The sequence below is a fragment of the Paenibacillus polymyxa genome (genome assembly GCF_015710975.1).
Taxonomy (GTDB): Bacteria; Bacillota; Bacilli; order Paenibacillales; family Paenibacillaceae; genus Paenibacillus; species Paenibacillus polymyxa.
On the sequence record NZ_CP049783.1, the window covers coordinates 4,915,725 to 4,941,913 of the forward strand.

A 26,189-nucleotide genomic window follows, 5' to 3' on the forward strand; every position below is an offset into this window, starting at 1 on the left:
AGTACTCCTCCTTAAATACAAACTCTTTTTATTCGAAGTTATTCAATACGTCTTCAAACTCATCCATATTCAGATCGTCTACTGTAAAATCACTGAGTGTAGCTTCTGAATAGTCCATTTCTGCACAATGGGTTATTATGTTTACTAAATGCTTTTTAAAACTCACCGCTACCCCTTCAATAGTACTCTTCTCATACTCTCCCTGGTTGTAGCTAAAGTTTAATTCCAGCTTCCCGCCTTCTACAGTTCCGCCGTTAATATCAATACAATACTCACTTTTATAGTTTGGTCCTGTAGACTCTCCGGCAGGAATATCAGACACTCCAAATAAATTGTCTACATTATCCTGGTTGAATTGACCGAGGTAATTGAAGCTTATTTCAGGGTTTAGATTAAAGTTTAAATCGGCTTTGTTTTCCGGCAAGGTAAGATATTTTAGTATGCCGTAACCTATCCCTTTGTTAGGTATCTGCCTGATGTTTTCTTTTACCGATTTGATCATGCGGGAAATATCGAGTTGTCCGCTGACATCTAACACCACGGGATACTGGGTGGTGAACCATCCCACGGTCCTGCTTATGTCAATGTCTTTAATGATTTCCTCCCTGCCGTGCCCCTCCAGACTGATCAGAACCTTATCATTTCCGGTCCATTCCCTCACTGCTAATCCCAAGGCGGTAAGCAATATGTCGTTTACTTCTGTGTTATAAGCATGGTTTACCCGCTTTAGCATCTTCTCAGTCTCTTCAATACTCAGCTCGATCTTGACGCTATTGTTATTCATATACCTTCTTTCTTCAATCTCTCGGTCTTTTGGAAGCGGTATTGTTTCAGTTTTTTCCAAATTGGTCCAGTAATTTATTTCTTTTAATAGTTCAGGGCTATTGGCATACTCATCAAGCCTCTGTGCCCAATCTTTGAAAGAGTCGGTCTTGTTGCTGAATTTTATTTCATCATTGTTTAGCGCCTGTCTGTATCCTATGTCCAAATCTTCCAGTATGATTCTCCACGATACCCCATCAACTACAAGGTGGTGAATAGCTATTAGCAGGTGGTCCCCTTCTTTAGTCTTAAACAGACCAACCTTAACTAAAGGACCGTTATACAAGTCCATGCTCCTCTGAATCCTCGACGCTTCCAGCTCTATTTTTTCCCGGTAATTATAGCTGTCCCTAAGGTCTACAATTTCCAATGAAAAATGTTCACCTTCAAGGTTTTTGTTGTATTGGAGTATATTTTGATCCTCTATTTTTACCACTGTTCTAAAAATATCGTGGTGCTCTACAAGCTTTGACAATACTTTTCGAATAATAGCTTCTTCAAATCCGTTACGCCCATATATCATTATTTCCTGATTAAAATGATGAATATCCTTGCTGTCTTGTTTATACAACCATCTTTGTATAGGTGTTATCGGTACTATGCCTTCTACCGGGCCTTGATGAATTCTTCGGCTTGTAGATTGTATATATTCGACGAGTTCCTCAATTACAGGATGTTTGAATAAGTCCCGCATTTCAAGCTTTAGCCCATGGACGTTAAGACGCGACATTACCTGTATGGCTTTTATTGAGTCTCCTCCAAGGCTGAAGAAATTATCTTTTACCCCGATGTTTTCAGTTTTTAGTACGTCTTCCCATACTTTGGCCAGTATTTCTTCTCTTTCGTTTCTAGGAACTACATGCTCTACTCCGGTATTAATATTCCCCTGTGGTTCAGGCAATGCTTTCCGATCAATTTTACCGTTGGCATTAAATGGCATCTGTTCCAGCTTCATGAAATACGCTGGTACCATGTAGTCAGGTAGTTCGTTTAAGAGATGCTCCCTTAGCTCGGAAATGGTCAATTCATTTTCCCCTACAATATATGCACACAGGTACTTCTTCCCTTGCTGCTCTTCCTTTGCAATAACCACTGCTTCCTTAATAGCAGTGTGCTTCACCAGATGTGCTTCAATTTCTCCAAGCTCTATTCTAAAGCCTCTTATCTTTACCTGGTGGTCGATCCTGCCCATGAATTCGATGTTCCCATCAGGAAGCCGCCTTACTAAGTCCCCTGTGCGGTACACTTTTTCGCCGGGAATAAACGGGTTAGGTACAAATTTTTCTGCTGTCAGTTCAGGTCTATTCAAATAGCCCCTTGCAAGACCGCTTCCACCTATCACAAGTTCACCGGCCACTCCTACAGGAGTTAATTGGTTGTGCTTGTCCAGTATATAAAGGTATACATTCTGTAAAGCTTTCCCTATAGGTACTGTTATAAGTTCTTCTGCTATTTTCTTTGTTATACTGTAACCCGCTGCATATATCGTGGACTCTGTAGGCCCATAGATATTTTCCAGAGATGTGTTCTCTGAGACATCGAAAAGCTCATGGACAAGCTTTTTGGGCAGCGCTTCTCCAGCAGCAAAAATATACCTGAGAGTTGATGGCAGTTTTATACCATTATCTTTTAAAGTCTGTACCATTATATTCAGCATTGATGGTACAAAGTTTACATGGGTTATCTTATGCTTGTTTATTACCTCTACTAACTCCATAGCTTCCTTTTCCACACCTTGGCGTGATATTACAAGCTTTCCTCCGTTGAGGAACCAGCCAAATATCTCAGCTACGGATACGTCAAAGGTATAAGTTGTTTTAAATAGAAAAGAGTCTTCCGCTTTAAGCGGATACATGGCCTGGAGGGCTGTAATTATGTTTACAACGCTAGTATGCTCAATCATTCCACCTTTGGGCTTCCCTGTCGAACCTGATGTATAAATGACGTACGCAAGGTCCGAGGGTTTGTTTACATTTTCAAGCTTTGAGTTCTCTTCATTTAAATATTCTTCCTCCAGATATATAATATCCGCATCAATCTGCTTATTTTCCATAAAGGTCCTGGAGGTCAAAAGGATCTGGGAACCACTATCGTCCAACAAATACTTTATCCTTGTATCAGGATAATTAGGATCTATCGGCAGATACGCCCCTCCAGCTTTCAATATGGCAAATATCCCCACAATCATCTCAAATGAACGTTCGGCCATAATTCCTACAATACGGTCAGGCTTTACCCCTTTGTTCCTCAATACTCTGGCCAAATGATTTGCCTTTCCGTTCAATTCCCTGTAAGTCAAGTGCTTGTCTTCATATACCACAGCTATGTTGTCAGGTGTCCTTTCCACCTGCTCAGCAAACAGCTCATGTATGGTTTTGTCCTGCGGATAGTCTTTCTTAGTATCATTAAAGTCTATCAGCAACTGCTTTCTTTCTTCATGACTTAATATAATAAGCTTGTCAACTGACCCTTTGGGGTTATGGATAAACATATTTAAAATATTAATAAAATAGTCTATACACTCTTCTGCCTGTTTTCTTTCCAATACTTTGTCCGAGTAGATCAAGCTTATATTAAGATCATCGAATGTATTACTTACTGTAAAGTCAAGACTTGTATTGGTTGCTTCATATTCATCAACTGAAATTCTATCTTTAACATCAGCGATTTCTTTGTTTATTATCTCGTTATATATATGAAAATCCACATAATTGAATATGGTATCAAATAAAGGATTTTCCTCTTTGTTTTCTTTTCCGCCCAGGATATTTATGATCTCAAATAAAGGCAGTCTTCCATAAAGCTTTAAGTTTATTAATTTCTTTTCTGCAACTTTTATCAATTCCTCCCATATATCGATTTTATCAAAACACATTTTGACGGGAACCGTATTTAAGAAGCACCCCAGCATCTTATCTCCATCTTCGCATACAGGTCTGTTATTTTCTACCAAACCTACGACAAAGTCATCCTCGTATGAAAGCATATTGAGCATATAAGTGTATGCAGCAAAGCAAAGTGTCTTTAAGCTTACATCATATCTTCTGGCAGTACTTCTTAAATCACCTAAAAATTCCTGACTTAAATGGCGTGTTACATGGTCTACTTTATAAGATTTTTTGTTTTTCCATGAATATTTGCAGGCATATTCAACCTTTTATATTCACTTAATTCCTCTCTCCAATAATTAATTACTTCCTGGTTGTCCTTAATTGTCATTTGGTCTGCTATATAATCTTTATAGCTGCATTTAAGCCGTGTTGGTATATAATCTTTTTCTTGCTTAAGCTTAGAGTATAGGTTTGAAACTTCCGTAATCAATGAAGCAACACTCCAGCCATCCAGGATAGCATGGTGGAATATCAGAACCAGACAAATATGGTTTGCGTCAAGTTTGAATATTCTTATCCTCCAAAGGGGCTTTGATATATCAAACGGATTCGCTCTGTCATTTTCCAAATATTTGTTTATATACTCAACCTGCCCTGTCCTGCTAAAATTCATGATATCTATCTGCTCAATATCAAGACTACTGCCCTTGTAAACAATTTGCACAGGAGTTTCAAAATCCTCTAAATTAAAAACCGTCCTTAAAATATCATGTTTTGACGTCATTAGAAGCATCGCTTCTTTAAATGCTGGGAAATCAAAGTCTTTGTCATTCAGATGAAATGCAAATTGGTCATGATAAACTGCATTTTCATAGTCTTTTTTGGAATGATAAATCATACCCAGCTCTATGTGACTCATCGGATATATATCTTCCATGTCCGAAGGTAACTTTTCTGAGAGAGTTTCATTCATCAATATTCGCTGTTTAAATAACTCCAGTTCTTCCCTTGCTTTACCCATCTTACTGTTAAAAGCTTCCGTATCTTTTACTTTTAAGAATGCAGACAATCTCTCAATATCAGGATTCATGTATATATCCCTGATTTGGATGTTTATATCCAACTTTTTGCATATTGTGCTGACTAATGATATTGCACGTATAGAATCTCCGCCTATTTTAAAGAAGTTGTCCCTTATTCCTACCTGTTTTGCTCCAAGCACTTCCTGCCATATTTCAACCAGTTTCTCTTCCACTTCATTCCGCGGCGCTACATATTCTGTTCCCGTACTCATACTTCCGTCAGGCTCGGGCAATGCTTTCCTGTCTATTTTTCCATTAGGGGTCAATGGCAGCTTTTCCATCTGCATAAAGTAAGAAGGGATCATGTAGTCCGGGAGCTCTTTTGACAAGTGTTCCCTCATCCCCTGTACGGTTATTTCTTGATCCGGTACGACGTACGCACAAAGATACTTATTTCCGTCAGCTCCTTCTTTGTCCAATACCACCGCTTCTTTTATTGCTTCATGCTTTAATAACCGGTTCTCTATTTCACCCAGTTCTATCCTGTAGCCTCTTATCTTTACCTGATGGTCGATCCTGCCCAGATATTCTAGGTTGCCGTCAGGCAGCCACCTTGCCAGGTCACCTGTCCTGTACATCCTTTCACCCGGTGCGAATGGGTTTGCTGCGAATTTTTCTTCTGTAAGTTCCGGTCTGTTCAAGTACCCTCTTGCCAGTCCATCCCCTGCTATACATAGTTCTCCCGCTACTCCTATCGGCTGCAGGCCCTTTTCCTTACTCACAACATACAACTTAATGTTATCTATGGGCTTTCCTATAGGTACAAGCTCCAATTCTTCTTCCGTAGAGCAGCCAAAGTAGGATACATCTACTGTTGCTTCTGTTGGTCCGTACAGGTTATGCAGGCTTGTTCCTTTTTCTTTGTACAGCAGCTTGTTGAACTTTTCTACTTGCTTCAGGTTCAGTGCTTCTCCACTGGCAAATACCTGCTTTAAACTTGCTATTTCCTCTATTATCCCCTTTTCCTCTACATACTCTAAAAATACACTCAACATGGATGGTACAAAGTGCATTGTGGTAACTTTATTTTTTTCGATTGCCTTCACGATTTCTTCCGGATTTTTTTCTCCTCCCGGTATCAGCAGGCAGACTTTGGCCCCCGTAAAGCTCCACCACAATAATTCCCATACCGATACGTCAAAGGTATAGGGAGTTTTCTGCAGGATCACATCACCTTCAGCTATCGGGTATTGCTTCTGCATCCAGTTGATCCGGTTGATTACGGAGTAGTTCTCTATCATTACCCCTTTGGGTTTGCCGGTAGAACCGGATGTATATATTACATAAGCCAAGTTTTCAGGTTTACTAATTAACTTTGGATTTGATACATCCCCAGTAAATAGTTCCTGATTTTCTATGCTAATAAATTCAGCATTTCTGTAACTACCTTTAGCATTTATAAATTTATCCTGTATCAGAATAATTTGGCTGCCACTGTCATCAAGCATAAACTGGATCCTGTCTTCAGGGTATTCAGGAGCTATGGGTAAATAAGCCCCCCCAGCTTTTAGGACAGCCATGATCCCTATGATCATTTCCGGGGAACGTTCTACCATAATTCCCACTACACTATCAGGTTTTATTCCCTTTTCTCTTAATTTTCTGGCCAGTTGGTTTGCCTTTTCGTTTAGCTCCCTATAAGTCAGCTGTTTATCTTCAAACACTACAGCAATATTATTGGGTGTCCGTTCCACCTGTTCCTCAAAAATCTGATGGATGGTCTTTTCCCGAGGGTATCCTGCTTTTGTATTATTAAATTCATATAATATTTGATCTTTTTCGTCTTGTGACAGCATATCAATTTCTAATAGCCTTTTTTCAGGAAAGGCTGCTGCCTCTTCCAATACATTAAGGTAATGGGCAATAAGCCTTATAACTGACTCTTTCTTAAACAACCTGGTAGCATACTCCAATTCAAATGCAATACCGTCCTCTGTTTCCTCAGCGTTTAAAGTCAAGTCAAACTTGGATATTCTTACTTCACTGTCATAGGGCATAAACCTTAGCCCATCCATCTTCACTTCTGATGCCTCGATATTTTGCAGTACAAACATAGTATCGAAAAGTGGATTTCTGCCCAGATCCCTTTCCAGGTTAAGCTTATCTACCAGTTCTTCAAATTGGTAATCTTGGTTTTCGTAAGCCCTTAAGGAGTTTTCTCTTACTTCATTAAGGAAGTCCACAAAAGTCTTTCCACCTTGAGGGTGATTCCTCATGGCTAGCGTGTTTACAAACATACCAATAACGTCCTGAAGATCAGTATGCGGCCTTCCTGCAACGGGACTTCCAACTATAATATCTTCCTGTCCGGTGTACTTGGATAAAAGGACATTGTATGAAGCTAAAAGTACCATGTAGAGCGTGGCACCATTATTCACTGCAAGTTTGTTCAGTTTAACAGCAAGCTCCTTGCCTGCTTTGAAACTGATCACATCTCCCTCAAAGCTCTGTATAGCTGGCCTAGGGTAGTCTAGCGGCATATTAAGCAAAGGAATTTCTCCTTTGAATACTTGGAGCCAGTATTCTTCCTGCTTACTAATTGTCCCATCAGCAAACAGCCTGTTCTGCCATACGGAAAAATCCTTGTACTGAATCTTAAGTTCCGGAAGTTCCTTACCTTCATACAGGCTCATAAATTCTCTTACCAGTATGTCGTCAGACACCCCGTCAGATATAATATGGTGCTTATCAAACATCATAATATATCTGTCTTCTCCAACTTTTATAAGCCCAACCCTAAGTAAAGGAGCCTCATCAAGGTCAAAGGTCCTAATAAATTCACTGGCTATTTTCGCAGCTCTCTCCTCATCGGTTTCCATATACATAACACTAAAATCCACATTGCTATGGACCTTTTGTACCGGTTTACCATCTATCATATGGAATGAGGTACGGAAAGACTCATGTCTGTCAACAAGCTCCCTAAAAGCCTGTTCAAAGCGCAGTTTATCGAGTTTGCCTTCAATTAGCATAATACCAGGCATGTTGTATGCCATCCCAACTGCGTCAAGCTGGTTTAGAATATACAGCCTTTTCTGGGCGGATGAAATTGGATAGTACTCCATCTCCCCAGCCGGCCCAATAGAATGAAATACACTCTCCTTTGCAATCTTGATGCACTCGGCAACTTCAGACATATTTGGGCTCTTAAATATTTCTTTAAGCGGTATGTTTACATTGAACTCTTTGTGAATCCTGGCAATAAGATTTGCTGCCCTTAAGGAATGTCCCCCCAGCTCAAAGAAATTGTCGTTTCTTCCCACTTTCTCTATACTAAGGATATCCTGCCACAACCCCGCAAGTTTCTCCTCCACTTCACCCAAGGGTGCGACATACTCTATTCCAGCATCGATATTGCCGTCAGGTTCGGGCATTGCCTTCCTATCTATTTTGCCATTGGGAGTCAGCGGCAGCTTTTTTAACTGCATAAAATAGGATGGTATCATATAGTCTGGAAGGTCCTTTAAGAGATGTCCCCTTAGTTCTGCTATTGTTAATTCATTTTCCCCTGCCACATAGGCACACAGATACTTGTTTCCCTTCTGATCTTCCCTTGCAATAACCACTGCTTCCTTTATTGAAACGTGCTTTAGCAGTTGTGCTTCTATTTCCCCCAGCTCTATTCTAAATCCCCTTATCTTTACCTGATGATCTACTCTTCCTAAAAATTCCATATTCCCATCAGACAGCCATCTGGCCAGATCCCCTGTACGATACATCCTTTCCCCTGGTATAAACGGGTTAGGTACAAATTTTTCAGCTGTCAGTTCGGGCCGGTTTAGATATCCCCTTGCAAGCCCTTCTCCCCCTATGCACAACTCACCCAAAACCCCTGTAGGCTGAGGTCTCAAGTGTTTGTCAACAACGTAGTATTTTATATTTTGCATTGGCTTTCCGATAGGTACACTCCCGGATTCCAAATAGCTTCCCAGTCTCTTTTCGTAATAACTGGAATCTATGGTGGACTCAGTAACCCCATAGCTATTAACAACCCGCAGTTTCTCTCCATACCAGGATTGTAATCTTTCATAATCTTCCACAGAGAGAGTATCTGATCCAAGTATAAGCAACTTGAGGCTATCAATAATCAAAGCATTATCATGGATATAATCCATAAGAGGAATAATCAGTGCCGGTGTGGATTCAAAGATGGTTATTTTATGGGTTTTAATAAGTGAATATAATCGTGCAGGATCGTATCTCTCCTCGGATGAACAAATAACCATTTGGCCTCCGTTGAGCAGCGTTCTCGAAACATCTCCCACAAATACATCAAAAGAAAAACTTGCGATTTGCAACAGCTTTACATCCATATCCGCAAGCCTATATTCCTTTTTCCATGCGTAAGATATGTTGACAAGACTTCTATGCTCTATCATGATCCCCTTTGGCTTTCCTGTGGTTCCTGATGTATAAATGACATATGCTAAATTACAAGATTTATTAATGACAGGAAGATTTTCTGTTCTCCCGTTGTAATTCACACAGTCATCAAAGCTTATAATATCAAGATCAAATTTAATTTTTTCTTTATGATGTTCTTGCGTAAGAATAATTCCAGCCAAGCTGTCATCGATCATATATCTGATTCGTTCTTCAGGATATTCGGTGTCTATGGGTAAATACGCGCCTCCTGCTTTAAATACAGCAATTACACCTATTATCATTTCTATGGACCGGTCTACCATTATAGCTACTACACTGTCAGGTTTTAATCCCTTGTCCCTTAAGATCCAAGCCAGTTGATTGGCCTTTTCATTAAGTTCTCCGTAAGTCAAGTATTTATCTTCAAATACTACTGCTATGTTATCAGGCGTCTTTTCCACTTGTTCTTCAAATAGCTCTTGTATGGTCTTATCCTTAGGATATTCTACTTTTGTATCATTGAAGCCATAGATTATTTGCTGTTTTTCCTCCTGGGACAACATATTTATTTCCGACAACCTTTTAAACGGATTTGCGGTTATCTCTTCCAACACGTTAAGGTAATGAGCCGCCAACCTTTTTATAGTCTCTTTTTTGAAAAGCCGAGTACAATATTCAAAGCTAAAAGCCATACCATCTTCACGCTCTATTGCATCAATGGATAGGTCAAATTTTGATATTCTATACTCTAGCCCGTTATTAAAAGGTCTGAAGCTTATACCAGGTACTGCAAATTCTACCTTAGAGGCATTTTGCATGGTAAACATAGTATCAAACAGTGGGTTTCTGCTCATGTCCCTCTTCAAGTTAAGCTTCTCAACCAGTTCTTCAAATTGGTAATCCTGATTGTCATAAGCCCTTAGAGCGTTTTCTCTTACTTCATTCAAGAATTCTACAAAGATACTATCTCCCTTGGGGTAATTTCTCATAGCCAAGGTATTTACAAACATACCAAGGATATCCTGCAGGTCTGAATGTGGCCTTCCGGCTATAGGGCTTCCAACGATTATGTCTTCCTGTCCGGTGTGCTTAGACAGCAATATGTTGTATGCCGCGAGCAGTGTCATGTAAAGCGTAGCCCCATTATCCCTTGCAAGCTTGTTTAATTTATTCGTAAGCTCACTGCCTGCTTCAAAGCTAAAAAAATCCCCTTCAAAGCTTTGTATTACAGGCCTTGGATAGTCTAGCGGCATACTCAGTACAGGTATTTCTCCCTGGAATGCTTGGAGCCAGTATTCCTCCTGGCTGCTAATTCCGCCCTCATCAAACAGTTTATTCTGCCATACAGCGTAGTCCTTGTACTGTATCCGAAGTGCTGGAGGGTTGTTTCCTTCATAAAGATCCATAAACTCACGAATCAGTATGTCCATGGAGACACCATCGGATATAATGTGATGCATATCAAACATCATAAGATGCCTGTCTTCTCCCGTTTTTACAAGCTCTACCCTTAGCAGAGGAGCCTTGCCAAGATCAAAAGGTCTGGCAAATTCCCCAGCATACTCTGCGGCTTTTTCTTCGTTAGTTTCAAAGTACATCACGCTGAATTCCACATGGTCATGAACCTTCTGGACCGGGTTACCATCGATCATGTGGAACGATGTTCTAAGAGTCTCATGCCTTTTTACCAACTGCCTGAAGACTTCCTGGAAACGCGCTGTATCAATGCTTCCTTCCAGCAGCATAATACCAGGCATGTTGTATGCTGTCCCTGCCCCTTCAAGCTGGTTTAGTATATACAGCCTTCTTTGTGCAGATGACATAGGGTAGTATTCCATTTCTCCTGCCGGTTGGATTGACTGATATAGGCTCTCCTTTGAGTCTTTAATATATCTGGCAATTTCTAAGATGGTTGGTGTCTTGAATATTTCCTTAAGAGGTATGTCTATATTGAACTCTTTGTGAATTCTTGCTACAAGGCTTGTTGCCTTTAACGAGTGTCCCCCAAGCATAAAAAAGTTATCATTTCTTCCTACCTTCTCTATTCCAAGGATATCCCGCCACAACAGCGCAAGTTTCTCCTCTATTTCTCCCGAAGGTACTACGTATTCTACGCCGGTATTAACATTGCTATCGAGCACAGGCAATGCTTTCCTGTCTATTTTTCCATTAGGGGTCAATGGCAGCTTTTCCATCCGCACAAAGTAGGAAGGGATCATGTAGTCCGGGAGCTCTTTTGACAAGTGTTCCCTCATCCCCTGTACGGTTATTTCTTGATCCGGTACGACGTATCCACAAAGATACTTATTTCCGTCAGCTCCTTCTTTGTCCAATACCACCGCTTCTTTTATTGCTTCATGCTTTAATAACCGGTTCTCTATTTCACCCAGTTCTATCCTGTAGCCTCTTATCTTTACCTGATGGTCGATCCTGCCCAGATATTCTAGGTTGCCGTCAGGCAGCCACCTTGCCAGGTCACCTGTCCTGTACATCCTTTCACCCGGTGCGAATGGGTTTGCTGCGAATTTTTCTTCTGTAAGTTCCGGTCTGTTCAAGTACCCTCTTGCCAGTCCATCCCCTGCTATGCATAGTTCTCCCGCTACTCCTATCGGCTGCAGGCCCTTTTCCTTACTGACAACATACAACTTAATGTTATCTATGGGCTTTCCTATAGGTACAAGCTCCAATTCTTCTTCCGTAGAGCAGCCAAAGTAGGATACATCTACTGTTGCTTCTGTTGGTCCGTACAGGTTATGCAGGCTTGTTCCTTTTTCTTTGTACAGCAGCTTGTTGAACTTTTCTACTTGCTTCAGGTTCAGTGCTTCTCCACTGGCAAATACCTGCTTTAAGCTTGCTATTTCCTCTATTATCCCCTTTTCCTCTACATACTCTAAAAATACACTCAACATGGATGGTACAAAGTGCATTGTGGTAACTTTATTTTTTTCGATTGCCTTCACGATTTCTTCCGGATTTTTTTCTCCTCCCGGTATCAGCAGGCAGACTTTGGCCCCAGTAAAGCTCCACCACAATAATTCCCATACCGATACGTCAAAGGTATAGGGAGTTTTCTGCAGGATCACATCACCTTCAGCTATCGGGTATTGCTTCTGCATCCAGTTGATCCGGTTGATTACGGAGTAGTTCTCTATCATTACCCCTTTGGGTTTGCCGGTAGAACCGGATGTATATATTACATAAGCCAAGTTTTCAGGTTTACTAATTAACTTTGGATTTGATACATCCCCAGTAAATAGTTCCTGATTTTCTATGCTAATAAATTCAGCATTTCTGTAACTACCTTTAGCATTTATAAATTTATCCTGTATCAGAATAATTTGGCTGCCACTGTCATCAAGCATAAACTGGATCCTGTCTTCAGAGTATTCAGGAGCTATGGGTAAATAAGCCCCCCCAGCTTTTAGGACAGCCATGATCCCTATGATCATTTCCGGGGAACGTTCTACCATAACTCCCACTACACTATCAGGTTTTATTCCCTTTTCTCTTAATTTTCTGGCCAGTTGGTTTGCCTTTTCGTTTACTTCCTTATAAGTCAGCTGTTTATCTTCAAACACTACAGCAATATTATTGGGTGTCTTTTCTACCTGCTCTTCAAACAGTTGATGTATAGTCTTATCCTTAGGATACCGGACCTTTGTATCGTTAAAGTCATATAGTATTTTCTGCTTTTCTTCCTGTGAAAGCATATCAATTTCTGACAACCTTTTTCCAGGATAAACCGTTATCTCTTCCAGAACATTAAGGTAATGGGCTGCAAACCTTTCTACAGTCTCTTTCTTGAACAGCCTTGTGGCATATTCCAAATCAAATGCAATACCTTCCTGGGTTTCCCGAGCATTTAATGTCAAGTCAAATTTGGATATTCTAAATTCATTTGTATAGGGTATAAACTTAAGCCTATCTATCTTCAATTCTGATGAGCCGGTATTTTGCAATACAAACATAGTATCAAAAAGAGGATTCCTGCTCATATCCCTCTTTACATTAAGCTTTTCCACCAGTTCTTCAAACTGGTAGTCCTGATTTTCATAAGCCCTTATAGAGTTTTCCCTTACTTCCTTTAGAAACTCAGCAAAGGTCTTTTCTCCCTGGGGATAGTTCCTCATGGCTAAAGTATTTACAAACATACCTATTATGTCTTGTAAATCTGTATGAGGTCTTCCAGCTATAGGGCTTCCCACTATAATATCTTCCTGCCCCGTATACTTAGACAGCAGTATGTTGTATGAAGCAAGCAATGTCATGTAAAGAGTAGCCCCATTATCCCTTGCAAGCTTAATAAGTTTTCCCGTAAGCTCACTGCCTGCTTCAAAACGGATAAAACCTCCGTCAAAGCTTTGAACCGCAGGCCTTTGGTAATCTACTGGCATATTCAGCACAGGAATTTCTCCATTAAATTCCTGGAGCCAGTATTCCTCCTGCTTCTTTATTTTGTCCCCAGCAAATAGTTCCTTCTGCCAAACAGAATAGTCCTTGTACTGTATACGGAGGGAAGAAGGGTTATTTCCTCCATACATATCCATGAACTCATGTACCAGTATATCCATGGACGTACCGTCAGATATGATATGGTGCATGTCAAACATCATGACATGCTTGTCTTTTCCCGTTTTCACAAGGCCTACTCTTAGCAGCGGAGCAATTCCAAGATCAAACGGCTTTATAAATTCTTTTACGATTTCCCTCACTTTTTCTTCGTCAGATTCTAGATACACTACACTAAAACCCACAGGATCATTGATCTTCTGGACGGGTTCACCCTCTATGAAATGGAAAGATGTTCGAAGGGTCTCATGCCTATTTATAAGCTGTTGGAAGGTCTTCTGAAAAAGCTCCAGATCAATACTGCCTTCAACCAGCAAGCTGCCTGGCATATTGTATGCTGTCCCTGCTCCTTCAAACTGATTTAATATATACAGCCTTCTTTGGGCTGATGACATAGGGTAGTATTCCATCTCTTTAGCAGTTTGGATGGATTGATATATACTCTCCTTTGCTTCCTTCATATACCTTGCTATTTCCGCTATAATTGGAGCCTTAAATATTTCCTTAAGAGGCATGTCTATATTGAACTCTTTGTGAATTCTCGCTACAAGGCTTGTAGCCTTTAAAGAGTGTCCACCTAACATAAAGAAGTTGTCATTTCTTCCTATCTTCTTAATTCCAAGGATGTCTTGCCAAATCAGTGCAAGCTTCTCTTCAAATTCGCCTATAGGCGCTTCATACTCTATTCCCGTATTTATATTACCTTCGGGTTCAGGCAATGCCTTCCTGTCTATCTTGCCATTAGCTGTCAATGGCATTTTTTCAAGCTGCACAAAGTATGATGGTACCATGTATTCGGGCAGTTCTTTTAAGAGATGCTCCCTTAGTTCTGATATTGTCAGCTCATTTTCTCCCGCTATATATGCACACAGGTATTTACTGCCCTGATGGTCTTCCTTTGCAATCACCAAAGATTCCTCAATTGAAGGATGCTTTAGCAGTTGTGCTTCTATTTCACCAAGCTCTATCCTAAAGCCTCTTATCTTTACCTGGTGGTCTATTCTACCCAGGTATTCCATTTCTCCATCAGATAATAACCGGACCAGGTCTCCAGATCTATATAACCTCTCTTCCGGCTTGTACGGATTTTGAACGAACTTTTCCTTTGTAAGCTCCGGTCTTCCAAGATATCCTCTGCAAACTCCGTCTCCTCCTACACAAAGCTCTCCGGCTACTCCAATGGGAACAACTTTCATGTTCTTATCCATTACATATGTTGTAAGGGTTGGTATAGGCCTTCCTATGCTGCTCACATTAGATCTAATTTCTTCCTCTTCTATCTCTTTATATGTGACATGCACTGTTGTCTCGGTTATTCCATACATATTGATGAGTCTAGTCTGCGGGTACTTCTTTCTCCATTCCTTCAACAATGCAGGCTTTAATGCTTCCCCTCCGAATATGACATATCTTATCTTAAGTTCTTTTTCTTCATATGATACTTCTTCATTGGCTATATTATAGAAGGCTGAAGGTGTCTGATTTAATACGGTCACCTTCTCATTCCTTAGAAGTCTCAGATACTCTACATTGCTGCGTGCTGTCATTTTAGGAACTACCACCAATCTGCCCCCATATAACAAGGCCCCGTACATCTCCCATACGGAAAAATCGAAACTCATAGAATGAAACATAGTCCATACATCATTTTCGTTAAAATCAAACTGCATTTTACTGTTAAATAACAGCCTTACTATGTTTCTATGCTCTATCATTGCCCCTTTGGGTTTACCTGTAGAGCCTGAGGTATATATTAAGTAAGCTAGATCGGAAGGTTTATTTACCTCCGATAAGTTATATTGTTCATCTGAATATTCCTGCTCATCTTCTAAATTTATTACTGTACCTATTGATGTATATTTGTCTATAAAATGTGATTGGGTCAACAGGATCACTGCCCGGCTGTCTTCCAGCATATGACTTATTCTTTCCTCAGGATAATCTGGATCTATGGGAAGATATGCCCCTCCTGCTTTTAATACCCCTAGGATTGCTACTATCATCTCAAGTGAGCGTTCTGCCAGAATACCTACGATACTGTCCGGTTTGACTCCTTTAGCCCTTAATACATGGGCCAACCCATTTGATTTTTTATTGAGTTCACTAAATGTAAGCTTTTTACCCTCAAATACCACAGCTACATGATCAGGGTTCTTCTCTGCCTGCTCTTCAAAAAGCTGATGGATAGTCTTGTTTTTAGGATACTGTGCCTCTGTAGCGTTAAAGGTATATAGGATTTGCTGTTTTTCTTCCTGTAACAGTACATCAATTTCCCACAACCTTTTTTCAGGGCATGCAGTTATCTCTTCAAGAACGGTAATGTAATGGGTTCCAAACCTTTTTATTGTCTCCTTCTTAAACAGCCTGGTACAATATTCAAGGTTAAATGTTATACCTTCTTGACCCTCTACCACTTCAAGCATAAGGTCAAATTTTGCCTTTCTGCCTTCCAGCCAGTTGTTGTATTGTTTGAAGTTTATACCCGATGCTGCAAATTCTGTCTTGTTTGAAGTGCGCAGTGCAAACATAGTGTCAAAAAGAGGATTCCTGCTCATGTCCCTCATGAGATTAAGTTTTTCTACAAGTTCTTCAAACTGGTAGTTCTGATTTTCAAAAGCCAAAAACGCATTTTCCCTTACTTCCTGCAAGAATTGGACGAAGGTCTTTTCTCCCTCAGGATAGTTCCTTATGGCCAAGGTATTTATAAACATACCAATGATACCCTGCAGGTCAGCATGGGGCCTTCCGGCTACAGGACTTCCAACTATGATGTCTTCCTGTCCAGTGTATCTGGACAGGAGTACGTTATATGCAGCCATCAGTACCATGTATAAGGTAGCTCCATTATCTGTTGCAAGCTTATTTAGTTTGACTGAAAGTTCAGGGTTTATTTCAAAGCTTACAGCATCTCCTTCAAAACTTTGTACCGCCGGTCTTGGATAGTCAGTAGGCATATCCAGTACCGGTATATCACCCTTAAATGTCTGGAGCCAGTATTCTTCCTGCTTCTTTATTGAGTCTCCGGCAAACATCTCCTTCTGCCATACAGAAAAATCCTTGTACTGTATCCGTAGTGGCAAAAGGGTCTTCCCTTGGTACAAATCCAAAAACTCACTCATAAGTATATTGACTGATATACCATCTGATACTATGTGGTGCATGTCAAACATCATAACACGCCTGTCTTCGTTCGTTTTTACAAGTCCTACTCTCAGTAATGGAACTTGGCTAAGATCAAAGGGCGTTATGAATTCTTTGACTATTTCTGCTGCTTTTTCTTCATCCAGTTCCAGGTACGTAATACTGAAATCCACGTAATCATGAACCTTTTGTACTGGTTCACCCTCAACCATATGAAATGATGTGCGCAGAGCCTCATGTCTTTTTACTAGCTCCTTGAATGCCTGTTCGAAGCGTACTGCATCAATGTTTCCTTCCAGCAGTACGACGCCTGGCATGTTATATGCAGTACCTGCTCCTTCAAGCTCGTTTAGTATATACAGCCTTTTCTGGGCAGATGACATAGGGTAAAATTCCTGCTCTCTGGCAGAAGGTATTCCAGAAAAGGCATTTGGCGTATATTTTGAAACATCTTTTCCTTTTTCTTTTAGCATCGTCTCAAATAGCTTTCTTTTTTCTGGAGAAAGAGATTCTATTCTTTTCATCAAATTATCCATAACTTCGTCCCTCTTCTCTATTTCATCTCTTTTAATTCCTATTTATAGATTTTCAATCATGCTTAAAATTTCTTCGATTTCCACTGTATCGTTAAGTCTATTTTTAATACTTTTTGCTATTGCCGAAATTGTAGGACCCATAAACACTTCTTTTAATGCAAATTCTATGTCAAATTCTTTATGAACCCTTGATACAAGATTGGTTGCCTTTAATGAGTCTCCTCCTAATTCAAAGAAGTTATCATTTACTCCAATCTTCTGGACTCCAAGGATTTGGCTCCATATCAGTACAAGCTTCTCCTCAATTTCACCGAATGGTGCAGCATAGTCTACCCCTGTATTAATATTTCCATCAGGGGCAGGCAGGGCATTTCTATCTACCTTGCCATTCGCTGATAAAGGCAGTTTTTCCAACTGTACAAAATATGAAGGGATCATGTAGTCTGGCAGATCTTTGGAGAGATACTCCCTTAATTCCGGTATTGTCAATTCACTTTCTCCAACTATATATGCACAGATGTACTTGTTCCCTTGGGGGTCTTCCCTTGTCACTGCCACAACTTCTTTTATTGAAGAATGTTTTAGAAGCTGAGCTTCTATTTCTCCAAGCTCTATTCGGTATCCGCGGATCTTAACCTGATGGTCTATTCTGCCCAGGAATTCGATATTCCCGTCAGGCAGCCATCTTCCCAGGTCTCCTGTTTTGTACAGCCTTATCCCCTTTTCTTCTCTGAAAGGATCTTCAAGGAATACATGGGCTGTTTTTTCAGGGTCATTTAAATAACCCCTTCCTACACCTGTTCCAGAGACGCAGATCTCTCCTTTTACTCCGATAGGGCACAGGTTCAGGTTTTTATCTGTTATATATAGATTCATATTTTGTATAGGCTTGCCTATAGGAATGTTCTCTCCTTCATGAGCAGCTTCCATAGTATATAGAGTAATATCGTCCGCTGCCTCTGCAGGTCCGTAGGCATTAACTACTTTAGTATTTGGACATAGGCCAAACCATTTCCTTACTATGCCGGATTTTACGGTTTCTCCCGTTATCAGCAAGTAATGAAGTTTTTCCGGTTTATTCCCTGTATTTTCCACATACTCAAGCATTAAAGCAAGGTATGAAGGTACCACCTCAAGGACCGTTATGCCATCTTCTATGATCCGATTCGTAAACCTTGCAACATCCTTTACTATTTCATCTGGATAGATGATAATTTGAGCTCCTATGGTTAGGGCTGCAAAGAACTGCCATACAGATACATCAAAGTATTGAGGCGAGTTCTGGGATATTATGCTGTTGTTAGTTATACAAAGTTCCTTTATTTCCGCATGGATGTGGTTTATCATGCCAAGATGCTCTATCATAGCTCCCTTTGGTACACCAGTTGAACCAGATGTATATATAACATAGGCCAAACTATTTATGTCTATATCTAGATCTAGGTTTTCGCCACTTTCAGCCTCAATCTCTTTTTCACACTGGTCAAGGTATATAATTCGGCCTTTATAGTTCTCACTAAGCTGCTGGGTCACATAATCTGATAAGGTCAACACATAGGCAGCTTTAGATTCCTTAAATATATCAAGCACCCTTTGTGTAGGGTATTTTGGATTTACAGGTATGTAAGCCCCCCCTGCTTTCCATATACCAAGTACCGATTCTACAAATAAGGGTCCCCTCTCCAGCATGACAACTACGGCTTCTTCTCTACCAGTGCCAGCCTTTAGCATGTACCTTGCTATCCTGTTTGCCCTTTGGTTGATCTGGCCATATGTAAATCTACGGCCTTCATACGCTACTGCTATATTGTCTGGACGTACTTTCGTCTGCTGCTCAAACAGGTGGTGTACCGTCAGGTGATGTTCAAATTCAACCTTCGTATCGTTAAAGCCGTATATTATTCGCTCCTTTTCTTCTTGGGATAACATATTGATTTCTGATAGTTTTTTTTCAGGGTTTGAGGTTATCTCTTCAAGGATATTAAAGTAATGCTGAACAAGCCTTTCTACCGTCTCCTTCTTAAACAGACGTGTAGCATATTCCATCCATAATATTATATTATGACCATCTGGTATCAACTGGAATGTTAGGTCAAATTTTGATGTTTTACTTTCAACCGGATATTTGGAATACTTTAATTCACCACGATGTTCCATAATATGCTCATCAGAAGGAACAATATTAAACATAACAGTAAATAAAGGATTTCTGCTTGAATCTCTCTTTACGTTAAGTTTTGTCACAAACTGATCAAACCTGTATTCCTGATTTTCATATGCTTCTAAGGAGCTTTCTTTTACTTCTTCCAAGAACTCAGTAAAGGCCTTATTTCCCTCTGGGAAATTCCTTAATGCCAGGGTATTTATAAACATCCCCAGTATTCTTTCAGTATCAAAATGAGTTCTTGCCGCTATAGGAGTACCAATAATTATGTCTTCCTGTCCTGAGTATTTATACATTAGTGTATTTAATGCCGCAAGAAGTATCATATACACGGTGGCTCCTGTTTGGGAGGAAAGTACATTTAATTTATCCATCAAATGACTGTCTAAATCAAATAGCAACCTATTTCCTTCAAAGCTTTGAAGGACAGGCCTAGGATAATCTGTAGGCATATCAAGGATAGGAATTTCACCCTTGAACCTATTAAGCCAGTATTCTTCCTGCTTTTTGTAAACCTCAGTGCTAAACAAGCCATTCTGCCACTGGGCAAAATCCTTATATTGCACCTCCATTGCCGGAAGGCTTTCACCACTTAATATAGAAACTATTTCATCAAAAGTCCTGATTATTGAAGTTCCATCCGAGACTATATGATGTACATCAAGCAAAAGTATTTGCCTGCTAGCATGGATTTCTATAAGACCTACTCTTATTAAGGGTGCTTTGCTTAAATCGAACGGTCTTACAAATTCATCGATTATTTTCTCTACTCCGTCTTCCTCAGACTCAAAATATTCTATAGTAAAATCAACTTCATCTTGTATCCTTTGCACAAGCTCCCCATCAATCATCTCAAAGGATGTCCTAAATGCTTCATGCCTTTGTATCAATGTTTTTAACGCTTCCCCAAGGGCAACCCTTTCAATCCCACCTTCAAATAAAATTCCCACAGGTATGTTATACCCAATGTTGTTACCCTCAAGATTATTAATGATATACATCATCTTTTGTGCAGATGAGGTTTCATAGTACTCTTTTTCAGAAACTTTAGGTATTCTTTCAAGCTCAGCCTTACCCATATTTAGGGAATCCTGTTCTGAAATCTTTCCCGATCCGTATAGCTTTGATATCATTTGCTCGGAAAGATCGTATATGCTGGAACCCTTAAGAAGTTCTACTATGGAAACAGGTGTTTTAAAGGCAACCTCCATCCTGTTTTTTATTTCGGTGGCCATTAATGAATCCATCCCAAAAACAGTTAGTGGTTGTTTGGTACTTAGATCCTCAGGATTATAACGCAAAACCTTCGCTACTATTGTTTTAATATGCATTTCAACGATATTCTGCCTGCTCTGTATTGGAGATGAAATAATATCCTCCAGGATATCAACATCCACCTTTGATTTATTTATATTCTCTTGTTGTCCTGACTCATCTTGCAAAAGAGTTTTAAGCACATGTGGAGAACTCATGGGTGAGAACCATTTTTCCCCAAACGTTTGCCACGAGAGTATAGGTAGAACCACAGACTGTGCAACAGCTTCTCCAACAAGGTGCTCCATAGCCCTAATTCCCTTTTCTACCGTTACAGATTCTATGGATTTTTGTATATAATACTCCGGATCACGTTCCATAAACCTTGCAGCCATTCCAACCTCTGACCATGGTCCCCAATTGATACTCAGTGCAGGAAGTCCTCTCGATAAACGGTAATGTGCAAGTGAGTCCAAAAAGGCATTCCCAGTTGCATATGCTCCCTGGCCTGGTGAACCAAATACAGAAGCAACTGAAGAAAATAAAATAAAGAAGTCAATAGGCCGTCCCTCTGTCATATGGTGAAGGTTCCATGCACCATTTACCTTAGGCGAAAGGACCCTATAAAAAGTCTCATCTTTACTAACCTCAAGAAATTGATCATCCGTAATACCAGCAGAATGTACAACACCTCGAATAGGAGGCCTTTCTTCCTTATCAAAATCTTTAAAAAATCCAGCAAGCTTTTCCTCATCAGTTACATCCACTGATCCAATATATACTGTTGCCCCCTGGGACTCCAGCTTACGAACAAACTCAATCCTCTCTGCAAGGCTGCTGCCTGGCTCTACATTGTTCCATTCAGAACGTTTTGGAAATTCTCCGCGTCCAAGCAGTACCAGATGTCTTGCTCCCTTGGCAACCATCCACTGGGCTGTAATCATACCTATGCCACCAAAAGCACCTGTAATAACATAACTTCCATCGGGGCGAAGATGTACGGGTACTTGATGCTGCATATCAATCCGCAGTTTATCGATTCTTGCTGCAAGTCTATTCCCATTACGGAAAGCAATTTGGTTCTCTCCATTACCTAAGACTTCTTTTAACAGCATTTCCATTTCACCCGCATTGGCCTCTATGTCAAGGTCTATAAGGCCTCCCCAATTTGAAGGCAACTCATGGTAACCTATGACGGTGCCAAGGCCCCATACCAACGACTGTAAGAATGCAGAATTTGGAGTAGCCCTGTTGATCATTTGGGCTCCTCTTGTAATAACCCACAGCTTAAAATTTAATCCCAGATTTGTGGTTGCTTGTACCAGGTGTTTTAATACAAACAGGTTTTCAAAACAAGCTTTTTCTATAGCTGTATTGCTAACTTCCTGGATCTCAAGGATATTGAGGCTCCACATATATACAATACCTGTTAGCTTCGTTTTAATTTTTGAGAATTCATCAAACAACGCTCTAAGATCCTCAATGCTTCGAGGGTTTATATATATCTCACGCTCTTCATACTGCCAACCAAAATTCTCACCAGGATATACCATAAAGCATTCTTCTCCCCTTTTTTCAAGGAGATTTGCCAGTTCTTTTCCTGCTGCTTTATGATCCACAAAAATAAGCCATGCTCCAGAGTTAGCAGCAGCTGTGCGGGTATCAACTTCTTCACTTTTTAGAAGCTCCCAGTTTATCTCATAAAGATAATCCTTAACTCTTCCAGCATCAGACCCTCCACTATTTCCAAGTTCCTTAGTTCTTATGCCCAGTATTTCGGCGATTAGATTTCCGTCCTCACTATATAGACGGATGTTGGCGTTCAAATTATTATCTTTCCTATCTACCATCTGCGTATGACAAAGCATGACAGGCTCCGGCCTTCCATAAAGCTGCACCCTGTCTATTCCTACAGGTAGGAATGATTGGCCTTCGTTATTTTCATCTTCATTAAGTGGTGCAACTGCCGCAATGGTAACCTGGAAACAGGCGTCCAATACCGCCGGGTGAAGACCGTAGATAGAGGTATCAATCTCCAGTATTTTAGGGATCTCGATCCTGCCAAGAGCTTCGTTATCACCTTTCCATATCTTGTCTATACCTTGGAAATAAGGACCATAATGGAAACCCATTTGATAGAAGGTTTTATAACATACTTCTTTTCCGTATTCTTTGGTACAATTGCCAAGTATTTGAATCAACTCATCTTTAGCAGTGATCTTTATGTTTTGCCGTTTTCTTATTGTGCCGGATGCATTGCATGTCCAAGTCTTATCTTGTCCCGGTATCCTGCTTGAAATCTCGAATTTTGCGGTTTTTGGATCCAAAACCACCTGCACCACAGGTGATACTCCTTGATTTAAAAATAAAGCATTTTCAAACTTTATATCTTCAACTGTATAAAAACCCTCTCCAAAATAGCTTCTGGCACAAGCCATTCCCAGCTCTACATACCCTGCTCCGGGGAAAACTTCTATACCTTGTATTTTATGATCAGAAAGATACGTCATATAGATAGTATTAAGTTCAATCTCCCATATAGGGCTGGAAGTTTTCAAACGGCGTCCTAAAAACTTGTGCTTATTTTTTCCCTGCCTAAATTCACTTGATTCCTGCGTTTCCATCCAGTATTTATCCCATTGCCATGGATAAAGAGGGAGACTTACAAACTCACCTTGGTACCGGTAAATCTTGTTCCAATCTATAGGGTATCCCAGTGCATATAGATTCCCTAAGTTCTCCAGTATTGAAACCTGTTCGTTTTCATTTCTTTTTATAGAGAACAACTTCTTACCTTCAACGTTTTTAGCTGACAGACAATCAGAAATAGAAGCTGCTAAAACAGGGTGAGGGCCCACCTCAATAAATAAGTTATAATTCAACGAAATCATTTCATACATTGCTGCTTCAAAACGTACCGGCTCTCTTACATTTTTATACCAGTAATGTCCATCACACTCTGTACCCGTCAGCATTTTCCCTGTAACCGTGGAATATATCGGTATCCCGGCAGGCTGGGACTTTATTCCTTTTAATGCCTCCAATAGCTCCTGCTCATATGGTTCCATTTGGTAACTGTGATACGCTACATTGACCTTTAAAAGCCGCGCAAAAACCCCCTTATCCTGCAACTGTTTTTGGATCTGCTCAAGGGCATCAGGATCACCTGACAAAGTTACCGAATTTGGGCTATTGACTGCTGCCATTGAAACACCTTTTATGTTCTCATCCAGCAGGGCCACAACTTCTTTTTCTGGTAAACCTACCGCCAGCATTGTGCCCTTGTTTACTGCTTTTTGCTGTGCACGGCTTCTGTGAATACTTACCAACATGGCATCTTCAAGGCTGTAAATTCCTGCAACATATGTAGAAGCCACTTCTCCAACACTGTGTCCTACCACCGCATGGGGTATAATACCCAAGGATTTCCATACTTCAGTCAAACCCACCTGAACAGCAAAATTGGCAGGTTGAGCAAACTGGGGCTGGTCCAGACATGAATTCTCCTCATCAGCGAGAAGTTCCTCCAGTAGAGACCATCCAGCATACTGACGTGTAAGTTTATCGCATTTTTCTATCATATTTCTAAACACAGGGTCTTTTTCAAGGAGCTGTCTGCCCATAGCCCACCATATGGGCCCCATACCTGTATATACAAAAACAGCTTTATTGTACTTTCCTGCCTCAACATTTCCCGCAGACATCCCCTGGCGTGCTTGTCCTTTAATATACGCTTTCAGGTTTCCTGCAAGTTCTTCCTTTGAAGATGCCGAAACCGCTAGTCTATAGTCATGATGGGTGCGCTTTTTGCTCATCATGCTTCCAATATCATATAAAGAAATACTTTCTCCACTTCCATTAATAAAATCAACATACTTTTGCGCATAGTTTTTTAGCGCCTTTTCTGAGCGCGCAGATATGGGAATCATATATGGCCATCCGGTATTTACATTAACTTCAGGAGTACCCTCTTTTTGGAGATCTGTAGCTTCCTCCAAGAGGATATGGGCATTTGTTCCTCCAAAACCGAATGAATTTATGCCAACCAATGCGGGTTGCGGCAAAGGCTCCAGGGTCTGAGGAATTCGTATACATAAATCGTCAAAGGGAATTTTAGGGTTTGGATTCTTAAAGTGCAGATGTGGAGGTATTTGCTTATGCTTTATGATTAGTGAAGCTTTTATCAGTGCGGCAACTCCTGCAGCGGCCTCAAGGTGGGCAATGTTTGTCTTAACAGATCCGACAATACACTTTTTATCTTTTGGCCTGTCTGTTGAAACCACTCGTGCTATTGCATTAGCCTCAATAGGGTCTCCAACCGGAGTGCCGGTGCCGTGAGCTTCAATATATGTTATATCTGAAGGTGATATTCCTGCCTTTTTGTATACCTCCTTCATTAAGTTTTCCTGAGCCTGCCCGTTTGGAACAGTAATCCCGTCTGTGTGGCCGTCCTGGTTTACACCCGATCCACTTATTACGGCATAAATCCTATCTCCGTCTTCGATAGCATCTGACAGGCGTTTTAAAACCACAACGCCGGCTCCTTCCCCTCTTGCATAACCGTTTGCACTGGAATCGAAAGTTTTGCACCGTCCATCGGGAGATAAAAAACCACCCTTACTTTCCGCTATGGTATACTCAGGTGTAGCTATAACACTTACTCCGCCTGCTATTGCGAGATTACATTCATTATTCAATAAACTCCCGCATGCAAGGTGTGTTGCAACCAAAGAGCCCGAACACGCTGTATCTACAGACAAACTTGGACCTCTGAAATCATATATATATGAAATCCTGTTGGACAACATTGTCATCATCATACCCGTTGCCGAATGTGTATCTAAACTTTCAACCGATTCGTTTTTAAATTGTATTGCTTGATAGTCAAGGGTGAAGCCCGCTACAAAGACACCGGTATTGGTTCCTGCTAGCTTGGCCGGATCCAAGCCTCCATCTTCCATTGCTTCCCATGATGTCTCCAGCATCAGTCTTTGCTGTGGATCAAGAAAGGCCGCTTCCCTTGGAGAAATACCAAAAAACAAAGGGTCAAACTCATCTATTTTATCTAAAAATCCACCATGACAGGTGTAATGCTTGCCTGGCTTTGATTTGTCAGGATCATAAAACTTTTCTAAATCCCAGCGGCCTTCTGGTAAATCGGAAGTCATATCTTTTCCCGCAGTCAATGCTTCCCAGAACTCCTCAGGCCCCCTTATTCCTCCTGGCAAACGGCATCCTATTCCTATAATGGCGATTTTATCCATAACTTTCGACCTCCAATACTTTATTTATATTCTCTTGAATAGCTTGTCTGATAATCAACTTTACCAGCCACAGAAACTGTGATTTTATGTGGCCTCTCACAGTAATCCAAGACAGAAAGGTCAGTTTCAGTTAATACCCAATGATCATATTGAAGGGAATT

General features: G+C 40.5%; 2 protein-coding genes and 1 pseudogene. All 3 read right to left on the bottom strand.

Going from position 1 to position 26,189, the window contains the following annotated elements; all coding sequences use genetic code 11:
• Window positions 1–28: 28 nt before the first annotated feature.
• Window positions 29–3,889, bottom strand: a pseudogene (locus G7035_RS27740) (amino acid adenylation domain-containing protein); the annotation flags it as partial.
• 35 nt (window positions 3,890–3,924) lie between these two features.
• A complete protein-coding gene (locus tag G7035_RS22665; protein ID WP_196478885.1) occupies window positions 3,925–17,346 on the bottom strand; it encodes a non-ribosomal peptide synthase/polyketide synthase in 13,422 nt (4,473 codons plus the stop codon).
• 42 nt (window positions 17,347–17,388) lie between these two features.
• Window positions 17,389–26,028: a hybrid non-ribosomal peptide synthetase/type I polyketide synthase gene (locus G7035_RS22670; protein ID WP_019687301.1), complete on the bottom strand. Its 8,640-nt coding sequence runs from the start codon at window positions 26,026–26,028 to the stop codon at window positions 17,389–17,391.
• Window positions 26,029–26,189: the final 161 nt, after the last annotated feature.

Excerpts from the sequence above, each read along its gene's own strand:
- G7035_RS22665 (WP_196478885.1), bottom strand. The coding sequence starts at position 17,346 with ATGGATAATTTGATGAAAAGAATAGAATCTCTTTCTCCAGAAAAAAGA.
- G7035_RS22670 (WP_019687301.1), bottom strand. The coding sequence starts at position 26,028 with ATGGATAAAATCGCCATTATAGGAATAGGATGCCGTTTGCCAGGAGGA.